This window comes from Kitasatospora sp. NBC_01266 (assembly GCF_036242395.1).
GTDB lineage: Bacteria > Actinomycetota > Actinomycetes > Streptomycetales > Streptomycetaceae > Kitasatospora.
Window position 1 is genome coordinate 5,962,583 of record NZ_CP108458.1, and the last position, 17,185, is coordinate 5,979,767.

Consider the following 17,185-nt stretch of genomic DNA (forward strand, 5'->3'; position numbering starts at 1 on the left):
GCGCCCGAGCGTACATACCAGTAGGTACAGCGGGCAAGGCGGTGAACGGGCGCTACCCGACCACCGCCGCCGTCGCCGCGCTGCCGTACGCCGCGCGCAGCCGCCGCTGCGCCGCCCCGTCGCCGCCCAGGCCCGCGGCGGCCAGCCGGTCCAGGCCGAGCAGGGCGGCGCCGAGCACCGGGGGAGCGGTGACGATCCGGGGCAGCGCCCGCGGGGCGAGGGCGAGCAGGCGGGCGGTCAGGTTGTCCAGCAGCAGCGGGTGCTCGGCGGCCAGCACCCCGCCGCCCAGCACCAGCGGGGTGGCGGTGTCCAGCAGGCCGAGCCGGGTGAGTGCGACCCGGGCCATCCGGGCGATCTCGTCGGCCTGGCGGTCGATCAGTTCCAGTGCCGCCGGATCGCCGCGCTCCGCGCAGTCGAAGATCAGCGGGACCACCTCGTAGAGCCGCTCCTGGCCGAGCTCGCGCAGGTGCAGCGCCTCCGCGACGGCGGTGGCGCCGGGCAGCGCGAAGTACGCGGCGATCGCGGGGGCCAGCGCGGTCGCCGGGCCGCGCCCGTCCTCGGCCCGGGTGGCGTGCCACATCGCCTCCGCGGCCAGCCCGCCGCCGCCACCCCAGTCACCGGTCAGCTGGCCGAGCGCCGGGAACCGCGCGGTGCGGCCGTCGGGCAGCAGGCCCACGCAGTTGATCCCGGCCCCGCAGACCACGGCCACCCCGCACGGGGTGTCGGTGCCGGCCCGCAGCAGCCCGAAGGTGTCGTTGCTGACGGCCACCGTGCGGCCCCAGCCGTGCGCGGCCAGCGCCCGCTCCAACTGCTGCTCCTCGATCGGCAGGTCGGCGTTGGCCAGGCAGGCCTGGACGTGCTGGGCGAGCGGTCCGGCGGCGGGGCTCAGCCCGGCCTGCCCGGCCGCCGCCGCGACCAGCGGCGCGAGCGCGGCGACGGCCACCTCGGGGCCGTCCAGCTGCGGCGCGAAGCCGCCGCCGCGCGCGGTGCCGAGCAGTTGCCCGTCGGCACCGACCAGCGCGATATCGGTCTTGCTGTTGCCCGCGTCGATGGCGATCACGCCGGGCAGGTGCGTGTCCAACTGGTGTTTCATCGGGTCCCCGGGCTCGTCCGTGAGGCCCCGGCCGGTCCGGCCGGGGCTCGGTGCATGACTGATCGTCAGAGCCAGCTCAGGTACTGGCGGTTGTGCGCGAGCAGCCGGTCCGTCAGCTGGTCGGCGAGGGCGATCTGGCCGACCAGCGGATGGGCGAGCAGCGCCTCGAAGACCCGGTCCCGGCCGCCCTTCAGCGCTGCCTCCAGGGCCAGTTGCTCGTAGCCGGTGACGTTCGCGATCAGCCCCCGGTAGAGCGGCTCGACCGGGCGCTGCGGCAGCGCGGTCACGCCGTGCGCGCCCACCTCGGCCGGGACCTCGATCACCGCGTCGTCCGGCAGGAACGGCAGCACCCCGTTGTTGCGGGTGTTGACCACCTGCACGGCGTACTGCGGGCCACCGGTCCCGAGCAGCCCGGCGAGCAGCTGCACGGCCGCCTCCGAGTAGAAGGCACCGCCGCGCTTGCCCAGCAGTTCGGGCTTGGTGTCCAGCGTCGGGTCCGCGTACAGGTCCAGCAGCTCGCGCTCGATCGCGGCCACCTCGGCGGCCCGCGAGCCCTTCTGGCGCAGTTCCTCGACCACCTCGTCGTGCTGGTAGAAGTACCGCAGGTAGTAGGAGGGCACCGCGCCGAGCTGCCGGAGCAGCGGCAGCGGCAGCCGCAGGTCCGCGGCGATCTCGGGCCCGAAGTCGGCCAGCAGCTCGGGCAGCACCTCGCGCCCGCTCGCCGCGTCGGGCGTCGGCAGCACGCTGACCCCCCGCTCCCAGGTCAGGTGGTTCAGCCCGACGTGGTCGAGGCGGACCAACTCCGGTGCCACGCCGAGGTGTGCGGCGAACTTGCGCTGCAGGCCGATCGCCACGTTGCACAGGCCCACCGCCTTGTGCCCCGCCTCCAGCAGCGCCCGGGTGACGATGCCCACCGGGTTGGTGAAGTCGATGATCCAGGCCGCCGGGTTGGCCCGGCGGACCTGCTCGGCGATCGAGAGCACCACCGGCACGGTCCGCAGCGCCTTGGCCAACCCGCCCGCGCCGGTGGTCTCCTGGCCCACGCAGCCGCACTCCAGCGGCCAGCTCTCGTCCTCGTTGCGGGCGCCCTGGCCGCCGATCCGCAGCTGCAGCAGCACGGCGTCCGCGTCCGCCACGCCGGCGGCCAGGTCGCCGGTGGTGCTGACCTCGGCCGGGTGGCCCTGCTTGGCGAAGATCCGCCGGGCCAGGCCGCCGATCAACTCCAGCCGCTCGGCGGCCGGGTCGATCAGCACCAGCTCGGCGATCGGCAGCCGGTCGCTCAACCGGGCGAAGCCGTCGATCAGTTCGGGTGTGTAGGTGGAGCCGCCGCCGACGATCGCGAGTTTCAGAGACATCAGCCCTTGACTCCTGTCAGGGTCACGCCTTCGATGAAGGCCTTCTGTGCGAAGAAGAAGAGAACGATGACCGGCGCCATCACCAGCAGCGTCGCCGCCATGGTGAGGTTCCAGTTGGTGTGGTGCGCGCCCTTGAACGACTCCAGGCCGTAACTGAGCGTCCAGGCGCCCTGGTTCTCGCTGGCGTAGATCTGCGGCCCGAAGTAGTCGTTCCAGCAGTAGAAGAACTGGAACAGCGCCACCGCCGCGATCGCCGGCCGGGCCATCGGCAGGATCACCCGCAGCAGGGTGCGCAGCTCCCCGCAGCCGTCCACCCGGGCCGCCTCGGTGTACTCCTTGGGGATGGTGAGCAGGAACTGCCGCAGCAGGAAGATCGAGAAGGCGTCGCCGAAGGCCATCGGGATGATCAGCGGCCAGAGCGTCCCGGTCAGGTGCATCTGCTTGGCCCAGAACAGGTACATCGGGATCACGGTCACCTGCGGCGGCAGCATCATCATCGAGATCACCGCCATCAGCGCCAGGTTGCGCCCGCGGAACCGGAACCTGGCCAGCGCGTAGGCGACCGGCAGGCTGGAGGCGATGGTCAGCGCGGTGCCCGCCCCGGCGTAGACCAGGGTGTTGCGCCACCAGCTCAGGAAGCCGGGGGTCTGCCAGACCTTGGCGTAGTTGCTCCACTGCCAGTGCTGCGGCCAGAAGTCCGAGGTCAGCGCCTGACGGTCGGTCATCACCGAGGTGAGGAAGACGAAGACGAACGGCAGCAGGAAGAAGAGCGCCGCCGCCAGCGCCATGGAGTGCACGGCCACCCAGTGCAGCGCGGCCCGGCGCCGGGCGGCGCGCACCGCGTCACCGTGCCTGGTGGAGCCGACCGGCTTGGCGAGCGCGGGGGTCGAAGTCAGCGTCATGGTCAGTCCTCGCTCGTCACGAAGCCGGCCCGGCGGCGCAGCAGCAGGCTGGTGAAGGCCATCGAGAGGGCGAACAGGATCAGCGCCACCACGCAGGCCGAGCCGGTGTCGAAGCGCTGGAAGCCCAGGTTGTAGACCATCTGCGGCAGGGTCCAGGTGGAGCCGTGCGGGTAGCCGGGCTCGAACTGCTCGCCGGAGCCGCCGATCACGCCGCTGGCCACCTTCCCGGCCACGATCGCCTGGGTGTAGTACTGCATGGTCTGGATCACGCCGGTGACCACCGCGAACATGACGATCGGCGAGATGTTCGGCAGGGTCACGTAGCGGAACCGCTGCAGCGGCCCGGCACCGTCCAACTCGGCCGCCTCGTACTGCTCCTGCGGCACGTCGAGCAGCGCGGCCATGAAGATCACCATCAGGTCGCCGATGCCCCACACGGCCAGCAGGGTCAGGGCCGGCTTGGACCAGGTCGGGTCGTTGAACCAGCCGGGCTGCGGCAGGTGGAGCGCGCCGAGCAGGTGGTTGACCGGCCCGGTGCCGGGGTTGAGCAGGAACGCGAAGGCGATCGTGGCGGCCACCGGCGGGGCCAGGTAGGGCAGGTAGAAGGCGGTGCGGAAGAAGCCCGCGCCGCTCTTCACCTTGGTGATCAGCAGCCCGATCCCCAGCCCGAAGACCACCCGCAGCGACACCATCACCAGCACCAGCCAGAGCGTGTTGCCCAGGCCCTGCCAGAAGAACGGGTAGTGGTTGAAGACGTAGTCCCAGTTCTTCAGGCCGGTGAAGACGGGGGCGGTGAAGCCGTCGTACTTCATGAAGGAGAAGTAGACGGTGGAGATCAGCGGGTAGGCGAAGAAGAAGCCGAAGCCGATCAGCCAGGGTGAGAGGAAGGCCAGGGTGCGGGCGGTCTCCCGGCGGCGCTTGCGGCGCAGCGCCGCGGGCACCGGCGGGCGGGCGGAGCTGCTCGGGGCGGAGCTGCCCGCGGCGGAGGTGGTCAGGGCCATCGCGCGGTCACTTCGCCTGGGCGATCGCGGCGTCGATCTCCTGGTCGGTGGCCTTGAGGCCGGCTGCCAGATCGGTCTTCTTGCCGCTCTCCACGTCATAGGCGAAGTTCTGCAGACTCACCTGGTACGCACCGCCGTTGATGCTGGCCGGGGTGGTCGAGGAGTACTGGTTGCGGGCGATGTCCAGGAACGTCTTGAAGTTCGGATCGGCGGTCAGGTTCGGCGAGTTGAGCGCGGCGATGGTGCTCGGCACGTTGTGGATCGCGTTGGCGAAGCTCACCACCGCGTCCGTGTCGGTGGTCAGGTACTTCACCAACTGCCAGGCGGCGGCCTGCTTCGTGCTGGTCCGGGCGATGCCGATGATGGTGCCGGTCTGGTAGCCGCGCCCGTAGGTGCTGGCCAGCGCGTCCGGCACCGGGAAGGGCGCGGTGCCGTAGTCCACCGTGGAGTTGTCGTCGGAGATCGACTGGGTCCGCCACTCGCCGTCGATCGCCATCGCCACCTGGCCGGTCTCGAACGGGTTCTTCGCGCTGAACTCGTCGCCGAAGGCGGTCCGGAACTTCTCCAGCTTGTCGAAGCCGCCGAGTTGGTTCACCAGGTTCTTCTGCCAGCTGAGCATCTGGCTGACCGTCGGGTCGTTCGCCAGGTTCGAGTTGCCGCTGGCGTCGAAGTACCCGGTGCCCCACTGGGCGAGGTAGTGCGCGGGCGCGGACTCGTAGCCGTGGTAATCCGGCATGAAGCCGAGCTGCTGGTAGCCGTCGCCGCTCGGGATGGTCAACTTCGCCGCGTCGGCGTCGAATTCGCTCAGCGTCTTGGGCGGTGCGGTGATCCCGGCGGCGGCGAAGGCCTTCTTGTTGTAGTAGAGCCCGTAGGCGTCGCCGAGCAGCGGCAGCGAGCACTGGTCGCCCTGGAAGCCGCTGTACTGGAGCATCGGCGCCGGGAAGGTGGCCTTCGGGTCGATGTTGTCCTGCTTGAGGAACGGCGTGAGGTCGACCCAGATCTTGTCGCTGCAGAACTTGCCCACGTTGTCGGTGGTGAACGAGGAGACCACGTCGGGGGCGTCCGGCCCGCCGGCCCGCAGCGCCTGCTCGCTCTTGTCGTCCGAGATGTTGGCAACCACCTTGACGTGGATGTTCGGGTGCAGCTTCTCGAAGTTGGCGATGTTGGCGTTGATCGCCTTGGTCTCGTTGTCCTGGCTCCAGCCGTGCCAGAAGGTGATGGTCACGTCCTTGCCGCTGGCCGAGCCGTCGGCGCCGGAGTCGCTCGAGTCGGTTCCGGTGCAGGCGGTGGCCAGCAGGGCGATGCTCGCGCTCAGCGCGATCGCGGCGGAGAGCCGGTGGGTACGGGTGTGGGACACGCGTCCTCCAGGGAGTACGGGGGCGGGCGGCATTGCCCGTCGCCCCGGTGGGGGAAGGGGGGAGGCAGTGCTGGTGGGCGCAGGGAGTTCATGATGATCGGGCAGCGGGTCAGGCGGTGGTGAAGGCCCTTTCCCGTGCGGCGGTCAGGGCGTGGTGCAGGGCGCCGTGCAGCACGGGAGAGCCCGGTACGGTGCTGCTGAGCAGCTTGGGGCGGGGCACCGCCAGGCCGGTGAGCTGCTCCTGGACCAGCTCGCGCAGCCGCTCGCCGCCGGCGGTCGGGATCCCGCCGGCCAGCACGACGAGTTCCGGGTCGATCACCGCGACGATCGCGGCGAGGCCGGTGGCCAGCCGGTCGGCCAGCTCGCCGAGGAACGCGTCCCCGGTCTGCGGGGTCGCCAGCGCGCGCTCGATCGCCGTCTGGGCCGACCGGGCGGACAGCCGGTGCTGCTTGGCCAGCGCCAGCACGGCGTTGGCACCGGCCAGTTGCTGGAAGCCGCCGGCGTTCTCCCGGCGGACGTTGCGGACCACCGGTGCCCCGGGCACCGGCATGTAGCCGACCTCGCCGGCGCCACCGGTGAAGCCCCGGTGCAGCCGGCCGCCGATCACGATCGCCGCACCGATGCCCTCCTCGGCCCAGAGCAGCACGAAGTCCTCGCAGCCGCGCGCCACGCCGAGCGCCCGCTCGGCGACGGCGGCCAGGTTGACGTCGTTCTCGATCGACACCGGCGTGCCCAGTGCCGCCCGCAACTCGTCGAGCAGCTGCGGGTCGTGCCAGCCGGGCAGGTGCGGGGCGTAGCGCAGCTTGCCGGTGGCCGGGTCGAGCGCGCCGGGGGTGCCGATGGTGACCTCGCTCAGGCAGTCCGGCGCCAGGCCGGCCTGCCGCAGTGTCTCGGCCAGCCCGTCGGTGACCCGCGCCACGGTGCCGGCCGCCTGCCGCCCAGGGGTGGGCAGCAGGTGCTCGGCCACCGTGCGGCCGGTGATGTCGGCGACCGCGAACCGGATCTGACCGGTCGTCACATCCAGGCCGGCGACGTACCCGGCGGCCGGGTTCACCTGGTACAGCTGCGCGTTCGGCCCCGGGCCGCCCGCGGTGGTGCCCACCGGCAGTACCAGTCCGGCCGCCTCCAGGCGGGCCAGCAGCTGGGAGGCGGTGGGCTTGGACAGGCCGGTCAGGGCGCCGATCCGGGTACGGGAGAGCGGGCCGTGCTCGAGCAGCAGGTCGAGTGCGGCCCGGTCGTTGATCGCCCGCAGTCGGCTGGGGGTGCCGGGGCGGGGGGTGCTGGTGGTGTCGGTCACGAGCTTGATCCTCCTCCATCGGCGGTGGTGCTGCGGGGGTGGTGGCGGCCCCGCGATGATTGGAAACTTTACTAACAGTTCCTGGGGTGTCAATGGCTTCGACGCCCACTTCGAGATCACGGTGCGGAAACGACGGAGCCCCGCGACCCGGGGAACGGGTCGCGGGGCTCGCGGGGCTGGTGGGTGATCAGGCCTACGGCAGCTTGCCGAAGGCCTGCACCTCCTCCGGCGTGGGCGCCGGTATCGGCCGGGTGGCCAGCGAACGGGCCGAGGCCGGGTCGGAGAGCGCGGAGGGTGGCAGCGCGTCCGCCGGGGCGGGGATCACGGCGGCGGTCGCGGTAGCGCCGGCGACCTCCTCCTTCAGCTTGATCCCGGCATCGTCGAAGGCGGTCTTCAGCCGCTGCCGCAGCCCCCGGGTGACCAGCGTCGCCTTGCCCGGCATGGTCCTGGCCTGCACCCGCAGCACCACGGTGTCGGCGGCCACCGACTCCACGCCCAGCACCTCCACCGGCTCCCAGAGCAGCTCGTCCCAGGGTGCTTCCTGGGCGAAGTCCTCGGCCGTGCGCAGGATCAGCTCGGTGACCCGCTCCAGCTTCTCCCGGTAGCCGACCTGGACGTCCACCGTCGCGGTCGACCAGCCCTGGCTCATGTTGGCGATCCGCTTCACCTCGCCGTTGCGGATGTACCAGATCTCGCCGTTCGCGCCGCGCAGCTTGGTCACCCGCAGGCCGACCTCGAGCACCGTGCCGCTGGCCACCCCGGTGTCGATCTCGTCCCCGACGCCGTACTGGTCCTCCATGATCATGAAGACCCCGGAGAGGAAGTCCGTCACCAGGTTGCGCGCGCCGAAGCCGATCGCCACTCCGGCCACCCCGGCGCTGGCCAGCAGCGGTGCCAGGTCCATCCCGAGCGCCGAGAGCACCATCAGCGCGGCGGTGCCCAGGATGGTGAAGGAGGCGACGCTGCTGAGCACCGAGCCGATCGCCGCGGACCGCTGCTGGCGCCGCTCGGTGTTGACCAGCAGTCCGCCCAGCCGGCTGACCGTCTCGGTGTCCGTCTCCGGCTCGCGGGTCATCCGCTGTATGAACTGCGCGATCAGCTTGCGCACCACCGCGCGCAGCAGCAGCGCCAGCACCACGATGATCACGATCCGCAGCGCGCCCTCGACCCAGCTCGCCCAGTTGGCGTCCAGCCAGGACGCGGTCTGCTTGGCGCTGGTGGTCACGTCGTCCGCGCTGGTGGGCAGCCGCAGCGACGGCGGCTCGGGAACGGTGGCCGGCGGGCTGGCGGCGGCCAGGGGGAGAAGGGCCGGGGGACCGGGCCAGCTCACGGTGGAACCTTCCTGCAGAGGGGCACGCGGACGGCCCGTGCGGACACGCCGCCCGCGCGGACCGTGCACCTCAGCCTAGCGCCCGTCCACGCCCCCGTTTCCCCGCCGTTTCCTGGACGGGGGATCTTGGACCGGTCCTGATCTCCCATCGGAGTGATCTTCCTGAGCCGCTCAGCGGCGTCATGGCGGCCGTTCGAGTGCGACATGGTGTGTCGCTGGGCATAGAGATCAGTGCGACCGCTGGCAGCCGAAGCCTCTTCGGCCTGTTACCCGGTAGTGGTGGCGCCGTACAAAGTCGTAAGGCGACACTGGGGGTGATCGCGCAGCGATGCGCGGTCATCCGCTCGTCCCGGCGCGAGCCACGCGCCGCAGGCGTCCAAGGAGGCATCCGTGCCGCATGTCCTGGTCCTCAACGCGTCCTACGAGCCACTCGGTGTCGTATCGATGCGCCGCGCCCTCATCCTCGTCCTCAACCACAAGGCGGTCAGCCTGGAGGACTCGGGTGTCACTCTGCACAGCGCCACCAGCGCCGTTACGGCGCCCTCCGTGGTCCGGCTCACCCGGTTCGTCCGGGTGCCGTTCTGCGGGCCAGTACCGCTCACCCGCCGCGCCCTGTTCGCCCGTGACCACGGGCGCTGCGTCTACTGCGGGGCCGCCGCTACCAGCGTCGACCACGTGATCCCGCGCAGTCGCGGCGGGCAGCACCGCTGGGACAACGTGGTGGCGGCCTGCCGCCGCTGCAACCACATGAAGGCCGACCGCCACCTGACCGAGCTCGGGTGGCGGATGAAGCGACCTCCGGCCCCGCCCAGCGGGCTCGCCTGGCGCATCATCGGCACCGGGATCAGGGACCCGCGCTGGCGGCCCTACCTGGAGCCCTACGGCGGCACGGACCAGTTCCGTGACTTCGAACACCACGACCATACCGACCACGCGGGAGCACCGGTTCCGCTGGGCCGGTCCCGTCCCGTCCACCGCGATGAGCAGCCGGAGGCTCTCACCGCCTGACCAGCGAGGGCCGAACGGAGCCTCATGGGCCGGCGGTGCGCTCGGGTGAGCGCACCGCCGGCCCACCGCTATGGTCGGGCGCCATCACTGACGACCGAGCCCTGACCGAGGGGACGCCGGCTCAGTTCGCCCGGCGCAGCGGGGCCAGCGCCAGGGCGTAGAGCGCGGCGCCGACCGGCATCAGGTCGAGCGAGGCGGCCATCGCCACGGTGCCGGCCAGCACCAGTAGCGGGCTGCGGACGGGCAGCCGGCGGCGGGCCGCGAGGACGGTCAGCAGGGCGAGCAGGCCGACGTAGAAGAAGAGCGGGCCGATCTGGTAGACCGCCGGGAGGACCCCGGGGTGGGCCTGGATCTGCGCGAACAGGTGGTTCTGCTGCGCCTTGGTGGAGGTCCGCAGGCCCACGTAGAGGTCGATCGAGGTCTGGGCCAGCGAGGCGGCCAGACCCACCAGGGACAGGCTCAGGCCCAGGGGGGCGGCGATCCGGCCGCGCTCGGCGGTGAGCCGGTAGAGCCGGTGCAGCAGCAGACCGAAGAGCAGCAGCCCGGCGAGCAGCGCGCTGTGCCCGCTGGTCCAGCCGATCCCGGGGCGCTTGGCGCCGGGGATCAGCCGGATCAGCCCGTACCCGGCGAGCAGGGCGGGGGCGGTGAGCCAGGTGGTGCGGTGGAGCCGGTGCGGGCCCGCGGTGCTGCCGGGGGTGGAGGTGCCTGCGGGGGTTGCGACCAGGGGGCTGGCGGCGGCGGTCATCGGGGGGTCCTTCCGGGTCTGCCGGGCTGCTACCGGCCGTTGCTGACAGGGAAGATCCTGCCGAGCACCCGGGTCATCGCGGATCGCCGCCGAAGGTGAGAACGCGGCCTCCCCCGCACGGGGGAGGCCGCGTCCGCCGGCCCGGTGACCGGCTGCCCTCAGTGGGTCGAGGTCGGCGTCGCCCCGGGACCGGGTGAGGCGTCGGCGCCCCGGCCGTCGGCCGGCGTGCCGGTCGGCCCCGGCGTCGGTGCGTCGCCCGGGCTGGGCGTCGGTATCGGCGTGGGCACCCCGCCCGGGCTGGGCGTCGGCACCGGGGTGGGCACGGGCGTGGGCACCGGCACCGCGGGCGTCGGGCTGCTGCCGGGCGCCGTGCCCGGCACCCCGCCGGCGGTCGGGGTCGGCAGGGTGCCGGGCACGGCGCCCGGTGGCTGGGCGGGCGGCGGCACGCTGCCGGCGGGGCCGGTGACCGCGTACAGCTCGATCCCGTACAGCGAGTAGCCGTACTTGGTGGCCCGGCTGACCCCCTGCATCCGCAGGTAGCGCGCGTCGGGCGCGTCGAACCGCACCGTCTCGGTGCCACCGTGCCCGTTGGCGACCGTGGCCACCGTGGTCCAGGTCTTCCCGTCCACCGAGGTCTGCAGCTGGTAGGCGCTGGCGTAGGCGTCCTGCCAGTGCAGCACCGCCTCGCCCAGGTGGGCGGCCTGCGGCAGCTGCAACTGCACCCAGGCGTTGTCCACCGGCGGTGAGGACCAGCGGGTGGTCGGGTCGCCGTCGTTCACCGCCGAGGCGGGGAACCTGGGCGTCTCGTCGCCCGAGGAGCTGGCCGTCGCGCCCGGCGCCAGATCGGGCCCGCCGGTCGGCGGCACCACGTGCACCTGAAGCGTCTGCTGGAGCGCCACCGAGCCGGAGGTGAAGCTCACCGGCACCTGGTAGGTCCCGGACGGGGTGCTCGCCGCCGCGCTGACCTGCACCGGCGTGCCGGCCCGCCCGCCGCGCGGCACGCTGACCGGCGAGCCCGGCCGGCCCGGGGCGGTGGCAGAGGCGACGGTGATCCCCTGGACCCCGGCCGGCGCGGCGGCCTGCAGCTCGCCCGTCGCGCCGTCGGGGCGCAGCGCGTCCACCACGGCCTGGGTCTGGGCCGGCGCCGGGGCACCGGCGATCACGTCCAGCTCCGGGTCGGCCAGGGTCAGCCGGGCCACCGGGGTGTCCGCGTACCAGGGCACGATCTGGTTGACCACCGGCGCGTCGCCGCCCGGCTGCCAGGTCAGCCGCACCGCGTCGGTGGGTTGGCCGCCGGCCGGCAGCTCGTTGTAGCCGGGGTTCAGGGTGCCGATGTCGCTCCAGCTGCCGTCCGGCTTGCGCACCGACACGGTGGCGGTGGCGTGCACGGTCGGGTCGGTGAGCACGGTGAGCCGGTCCAGCGGCCGGGTCGCGCCCAGGTCGATGGTGAGCGGGGCGTCGGTGGCGGTCGGCGCGGCGGCGGCCCGGTAGGCGGTGTCGGGGTCGCCGTCCAGCACCGCGTCGACCGAGGAGCCGGGTGCGGCGGCCGGTCCGCCGGAGACGGTCAGGTGGGCGCTGTCCGGCGCGGTGACGCTGAACTCGCGCACCGCGACGGCCGTCTGCTGGGTCTTGGTGGCCCGCAGCCGGATCGCCTTGACCAGCACGCCGTCCGGCAACCGCGCGGTGACCGTCTTCTGCTGGTGCACCGTCATCAGCTGGTGCCAGACGCCGTCGGCGCCGACGTACTCCAGCACGCCGTCCTGCAGGTAGTCGTCGGTGGCGGCGGCCGCGTCGGTGCCGGGATCCGCCGCGCCGTCGGTCGAGCCCATCCGCACCGTCACCGAGGCCACCGGACGCCCGTCGCCCAGCGCGACGCCGAACGAGTCACCGGGCTGCGGCGGGGCCGAGCTCCAGTAGAAGGTGTCCGGCGCGGAGTCGGTCATCAGGGCCGACGGGTGGCCGTTCGCGCTGCCCATGCTGGTGGTCGGGCTGAGCTGGCCCGCGCTCACCCCCGACCAGTTGTCGGCCGCCTGGGTGGCCCGGTCCAGGAACGGGTCGAGCACCCCGGCGCCGACGGTCACCGGCCCCTGCGCGGCGAGCTGGTCGCGCAGTGCGCGCAACTGCACCCGGGCCTGCCAGGCGGTGGCGCCGTCGCCGCGGTGCTGGGCCAGCAGCATGTCCAGGGCCGCCTGCCCGGCCTTGCCGTAGAGACTCAGCCGGTCCAGCCAGGGGCCGGCCTCCTCGGCCAGCGGGCCGGAGCCGGTCGGTGAGCTGGAGCCGGTCGTCGAGCCGGAGCCGGTTGGCGAGCTGGAGCCGGTCGGTGACCCGGAGCCGGTGCTCGGGCTGGAGCCGGTCGTCGAGCCGGCGCCGCGCAGCGCGTCCGGGGCGCCGGCCATGGTGCCGAAGGCGGCCCGCAGCGGGTCGGCGGCCTGCTGCAGCCTGCCGAGGTCCACGGTGCCGCCGTCGGTGGGCTGCAGCGCGGACCAGAAGGCGTCCAGCAGCGGGGTCAGGTAGCCCGACTCCTGGGCCGAGAGCGGCGAGGAGGAGCTGTTGCCCGCCAGCGCGCTGATCGCGGCCAGCGCGGCACCGGTGTCGGTGGCGGCGGCCGGCGCGCCCGGGGCGGCGGGCGTCACCTCGGCGGCCAGTGCCCGCAGCGCGTACTGCCAGGAGGCGTCGGGCTGGTAACCGGCCGGGTTCCAGGCGTAGTCGGCGGCGGTGGACAGCGGGATCTGCGAGGCGGTGGCCTGCTGCATGCCCGCTGTCAGCAGCATCGCCGAGCGGCTCGCCACCTCGGGGTCGCGCCCGGTGTAGGGGCCCAGGAAGAGCCGGTCCGGGGTGGAGTCGTTGACCGGGTAGTTGTCCATGGTGACCAGCGGGTGGTCGAAGAGCCGCCCGGTGTCGGCGGTCTGACCGGCGGTGATCTTCCCGGGGATCACCCCGACCCCGCTCCAGGCGATCTGCACCGCCTTCGGCAGCCCGGCGGCCAGTGCGGTGCGGTACGGGCTGGCGCCCTGCTGGTGGAACTCGGTGGGCACCACCGAGAGCGAGGCGAGCGCCGGGTCCGGATCGATCAGCCGTTGCTGGACGGCGGCTGCCAGCTTCGCCTGGGCCTTGGCGGCGGCGGCCGGGCCGGTGCCGAAGGCGTGCTTGTCGGCGGAGCAGTGCCACTCGTCGTAGCTGACGTCGTCGAACTGCAGCTGGAAGGCGCCGAAGCCGAGGTCGCGCATCGCCGAGAGCTTGGCGATCAGCGCGTCCAGGTCCTTGCCCGAGCTGTAGCAGAAGCTCTGGCTGGGGGAGACGGCATAGCCCAGCGTGACGTGGTCGGCCTTGGCCCGCGCGGCCAGCGCCGTCAGGTCCTGCGCCTGGGCCGGCGGGTAGGGCTCGCGCCACTGGTTCTGGCGGTACGGGTCGTCACCGGGGGAGTAGAGGAAGAAGTTCTGCTTGGTCCGGCCCAGGAAGTCGATCGTCTCGAGCCGCTGGGCGGTGGTCCATGGGGTGCCGTAGAAGGACTCGGCGGTCCCGCGCAGCGGCGCCCCGGTGGGCCAGTCGCGGATGGTCAGGCCGGGGAAGCCGTAGCCGCCCGCGTTCTGGCCCTGCCCGGCGGGCACGGCGGTGAGCAGCTGACGCAGGCTCTGCGCGGCGTAGAAGGTGCCGGTGGCGTCCACCCCGGAGAGCACCACCGCGCCGTAGGAGCCGCCCGCGGTCGGCAGCTGACCGGTCGCCAGCACGTAGCCGCCGGCCGGCAGGCCGGTCGGGTCGCTCGCGCCGAGCGCCTGCAGGGCCTGGGCGGTGGCCGGGTCGGGCTGCTCGGTGGGGCCGCCGAGGTAGACCACCAGCGAGCCGGCCACCGGCGGCGGGAGCGGCGCGCCCGGCACCAGCGAGGAGGGGACCACCACGCTGGTGGCACCCGCTTCGCCGAGCACCTCGCGGACCGCCGCCAGCGCGCCCGGATCGGCCTGGTCGCCGGGCACCAGGGTCACCTGGGCGGGCACCGTCACCGGCCGGCCGGCCGGGGTCAGCTGCTGCGGGCGCGGGAAGACCTGAGGACTGGTCAGGCTGCCGAGCGGGGTGCGCACCGGAGCGCTGACCGTGTACGAGGCCGAGGCCCCGGCCACCGCACCGGCCGGCGCGGCGGCGGCCAGTCCGCTGATCACGGCGGCGGCCGACAGGGTGGCGGCGATCCGCAGGGTGGCCCGTCGGTAGTCCCCCAGCCTTCGGCCGGAAGGTGCCCCCAGCGTCTCGGGATGCGCGGTACCGGTGCCGGTGACGGTCTCTCCGTTCGGCTGCCGCTGTCCGCGCACCGCGGCGAGCAGCGGCTCGGTGCCCTTGAAGTCGGCGATCAGCCGGTCCGCCGCGCGCGGGGCGACCAGGCGGGCGGTGCGGGCGGTGGCCCGCCGGGTGACGTGGACGGCGGGATGGTGCAGGACCTCACGCAGGACCGGGCTGGTTTCGAGCTGTTGCCGCAGCCGCTGACCTGCGGCGACGGACACACGGGTCGGCACGGGGTCCTCCTCGCGGCCGGGGGCGGACGGCCGAACGGGGTGATCGACGGGCGTGCGACGACGGCTTCCCCGGCCCCCTACCGAACCCGCTGACCTCGCGGCCCCAGCCCACCAGTTGGCTGCTCCCACTGTCAACGTGAGCCGGTCCGATGACCGTTCCATCCCACTTTGTCCGGCAGTGAGGCTCATCGGGCGGCGAGGCCCATCCGGCGTGCGCGGACCCGACGAACGTGCGCGGAACCCGACGAAATCGATCGCTCCGACGCCTGCGGCGCGCCGTCGCGGGTGCTGGGCGGATCGGCCGGGTAGGAGTGGAGCTGACCGAGCATCTGCCGCCGCGCCAGTCCCACCACACCCTCGCCATAGTTCCCGAGCCCTCCAGGAGACCGTGTTGGCCGCCTATCTCCACCGCTCCGACGAGCAGCCTGACGAGGTGTCAGGCCCCGCCGCCGATGCCACCTCGGACCTGCCCACGCCCGCGCTGGCCGCCCTGGCCCACGCGCACGGCGTGGACAGCAGCTACGACCCGGGCGACGGTGCGCCGGTCCAGGTCGGCGCGGGCACGCTGATCGCCGTGCTGGCCGCGCTCGGCGTGGACGCGAGCACCCCGCAGGCCGTCGAGCTGGCGCTGGCCGAGCACCGCGCCGTCGCCGCCGCCCGGCTGCTGCCGCCCTGCCTGGTGGTGCGGGCCGGGCGCCGCACCGCGCTCGACGTGCCCGCCGCCGCCCGGCTGAGCATCGAACTGGAGGACGGCGGCAGCTGGCAGCTGGCCCCGGCCCGCTCGCACTGGCTGCCCGCCGACCTGCCGCTGGGCCGGCACACCCTGCACCTGACCCTGGCCGACCGCTCCGACTCCGCCACCCTGATCGTGGCCCCCGAGACGCTGGCCCCGCTGCGGGGCCGGGGCTGGGGCTTCCTGACCCAGCTCTACTCGGTGCTCTCCGAGCGCTCCTGGGGCATGGGCGACCTCGGCGACCTGGCCGAACTCGCCCAGTGGTCGGCCGGCGCGCTCGGCGCCGACTTCCTGCAGCTCAACCCGCTGCACGCGGCGCTGCCCGGGGTGCCCTCCGACCCCTCGCCCTACCGCCCCTCCTCGCGCCGCTTCGCCGACCCGGTCCACCTGCGGGTCGAGGCGGTCCCCGAGTACGCCTACACCAGCGCCGCGGACCGGGCCCGGCTCGACGAGCTGGCACTGCAGGGCGCCCGGCTGCGCGCCGAGGTGCTGGAGCACGACGGCCTGATCGACCGGGACGCCGTCCGGGCGGTCAAGCACGAGGCGCTGCGGCTGCTGCACGCCGTCCCGCGCGGGCCCGGCCGGGAGGCCGCCTACCAGGCCTTCGTCCGCCGGGAGGGCGACTGCCTGGAGCAGTACGCGACCTGGAACGCGCTGGCCGAGGTGCACGGCGACGACTGGCGGCACTGGCCCAAGGGGCTGCGCCACCCCGGCACCCCGCAGCTGGCCGCGGCCCAGGCCGAGCTGGCCGAGGCGGTGGAGTTCCACCGCTGGCTGGCCTGGCTGGTGGACGAGCAGCTCGGCGGCGCGCAGCAGGCCGCCGAGCAGGCGGGCATGGCGGTGGGCCTGATCCACGACCTGGCCGTCGGCTGCCACCCGGACGGCGCGGACGCCTGGGCGCTGCAGGACTACCTGGCGGCCGGCATCTCGGTCGGCGCCCCGCCGGACGCCTTCAACGCGCACGGCCAGGACTGGGGCCTGCCGCCCTGGCGCCCCGACGCGCTGGCCGCCGCCGGCTACGCCCCGTACGCCAAGCTGCTGCGGGCCGCCGCCCGGCACGCGGGCGCGATCCGGATCGACCACGTGATGGGCATGTTCCGGCTCTGGTGGGTGCCGGCGGGCCGCCCGGCCACCGAGGGCGCCTACGTCCGCTACGACGCCGAGGCGATGCTGGGCGTGCTCGCCCTGGAGGCGCACCGGGCCGGCACCGCCGTGATCGGTGAGGACCTGGGCACGGTCGAGCCCGGCGTGCGCGAGGAACTGACGGCGCGCGGGGTGCTCGGCACCTCGGTGCTCTGGTTCGAGCGGGACTGGACCGGCAAGGAGGGCGCCAAGGGCGCGCCGCTGGCCCCCGAGCGCTGGCGGCCCGGCTGCCTGGCCACGCTGACCACCCACGACCTGCCCAGCACCGCGGCCCGGCTCACCGGCGAGCACGTCCAGCTGCGCCACCAGCTGGGCCTGCTGGCCCGCCCGCTGGCCGAGGAGCAGCAGGCCGCCGCCGATGAACTGTCCGACTGGAAGCAGGAGTTGGCCAAGCTGGGGCTGCTCGCCGACGGTGCCGCGCTGGACCAGGCCGCGCTCTACCGGTTCCTGCTGGCCACCCCGGCCGAGCTGGTCGGCGTCTGGCTGCCCGACACGGTCGGCGACCCGCGCCCGCAGAACCTGCCCGGCACCTGGGACCAGTACCCCAACTGGCGGCTGCCGATCGCCGACGCCGCCGGCCGCCCGGTCACCCTGGAGCGGCTCGCCCGGGCCCCGGGCGCGGCCGAGCTGGGCACGCTGCTCAGCGCGGGCCTGCGCAGCGCGGGTCCGGTCCGACCCGGAAGGCCGACCCCGCCGAGCGACGCCCAATAAAGGGCGGG

Annotated in this window: 11 protein-coding genes; 2 read left to right on the top strand and 9 right to left on the bottom strand. The window is 73.8% G+C overall.

The window, feature by feature from the left end; genetic code table 11:
- Positions 1-52: 52 nt before the first annotated feature.
- From OG403_RS25940 to OG403_RS25970, 7 genes are all read right to left on the bottom strand, one after another.
- Positions 53-1,093, bottom strand: a complete 1,041-nt coding sequence (locus OG403_RS25940) for an N-acetylglucosamine kinase (RefSeq protein ID WP_329568368.1) — start codon at positions 1,091-1,093, stop codon at positions 53-55.
- A gap of 65 nt (positions 1,094-1,158) precedes the next feature.
- Complete coding sequence (locus tag OG403_RS25945; RefSeq protein ID WP_329572555.1) at positions 1,159-2,442, bottom strand: family 4 glycosyl hydrolase; 1,284 nt, start codon at positions 2,440-2,442, stop codon at positions 1,159-1,161.
- A 5-nt stretch (positions 2,443-2,447) separates the two neighbouring features.
- A complete protein-coding gene (locus tag OG403_RS25950; protein WP_329568370.1) occupies positions 2,448-3,350 on the bottom strand; it encodes a carbohydrate ABC transporter permease in 903 nt (300 codons plus the stop codon).
- A 2-nt stretch (positions 3,351-3,352) separates the two neighbouring features.
- Positions 3,353-4,351: a carbohydrate ABC transporter permease gene (locus OG403_RS25955; RefSeq protein WP_329568372.1), complete on the bottom strand. Its 999-nt coding sequence runs from the start codon at positions 4,349-4,351 to the stop codon at positions 3,353-3,355.
- Between the two features lie 7 nt (positions 4,352-4,358).
- On the bottom strand, positions 4,359-5,741 hold the full coding sequence (locus OG403_RS25960; RefSeq protein WP_442910985.1) for an extracellular solute-binding protein: 1,383 nt from the start codon (positions 5,739-5,741) through the stop codon (positions 4,359-4,361).
- Positions 5,742-5,817: 76 nt separating this feature from the next.
- Entirely contained in the window at positions 5,818-7,005 is a 1,188-nt protein-coding gene (locus OG403_RS25965) for an ROK family transcriptional regulator (RefSeq protein ID WP_329568376.1), read from the bottom strand.
- Positions 7,006-7,198: 193 nt separating this feature from the next.
- Entirely contained in the window at positions 7,199-8,335 is a 1,137-nt protein-coding gene (locus OG403_RS25970) for a mechanosensitive ion channel family protein (protein WP_442910986.1), read from the bottom strand.
- 390 nt (positions 8,336-8,725) lie between these two features.
- On the opposite strand from OG403_RS25970, the gene OG403_RS25975 reads away from it, so the two are divergent.
- Positions 8,726-9,343: an HNH endonuclease gene (locus OG403_RS25975; RefSeq protein ID WP_280688765.1), complete on the top strand. Its 618-nt coding sequence runs from the start codon at positions 8,726-8,728 to the stop codon at positions 9,341-9,343.
- 121 nt (positions 9,344-9,464) lie between these two features.
- On the opposite strand, the gene OG403_RS25980 is transcribed toward OG403_RS25975, so the two are convergent.
- Together OG403_RS25980 and OG403_RS25985 are read right to left on the bottom strand one after the other, a co-directional pair.
- On the bottom strand, positions 9,465-10,088 hold the full coding sequence (locus OG403_RS25980; protein ID WP_329568380.1) for a hypothetical protein: 624 nt from the start codon (positions 10,086-10,088) through the stop codon (positions 9,465-9,467).
- A 158-nt stretch (positions 10,089-10,246) separates the two neighbouring features.
- Positions 10,247-14,590: a beta-N-acetylglucosaminidase domain-containing protein gene (locus tag OG403_RS25985; RefSeq protein WP_329568382.1), complete on the bottom strand. Its 4,344-nt coding sequence runs from the start codon at positions 14,588-14,590 to the stop codon at positions 10,247-10,249.
- A gap of 433 nt (positions 14,591-15,023) precedes the next feature.
- On the opposite strand from OG403_RS25985, the gene malQ reads away from it, so the two are divergent.
- Entirely contained in the window at positions 15,024-17,177 is a 2,154-nt protein-coding gene (gene malQ / locus OG403_RS25990; RefSeq protein ID WP_329572560.1) for a 4-alpha-glucanotransferase, read from the top strand.
- Positions 17,178-17,185 lie beyond the last annotated feature (8 nt).

Coding starts and splice junctions, on each gene's coding strand:
- OG403_RS25940 (WP_329568368.1), bottom strand. CDS start 1,093: ATGAAACACCAGTTGGACACGCACCTGCCCGGCGTGATCGCCATCGAC.
- OG403_RS25950 (WP_329568370.1), bottom strand. CDS start 3,350: ATGACGCTGACTTCGACCCCCGCGCTCGCCAAGCCGGTCGGCTCCACC.
- OG403_RS25955 (WP_329568372.1), bottom strand. CDS start 4,351: ATGGCCCTGACCACCTCCGCCGCGGGCAGCTCCGCCCCGAGCAGCTCC.
- OG403_RS25960 (WP_442910985.1), bottom strand. CDS start 5,741: ATGCCGCCCGCCCCCGTACTCCCTGGAGGACGCGTGTCCCACACCCGT.
- OG403_RS25980 (WP_329568380.1), bottom strand. CDS start 10,088: ATGACCGCCGCCGCCAGCCCCCTGGTCGCAACCCCCGCAGGCACCTCC.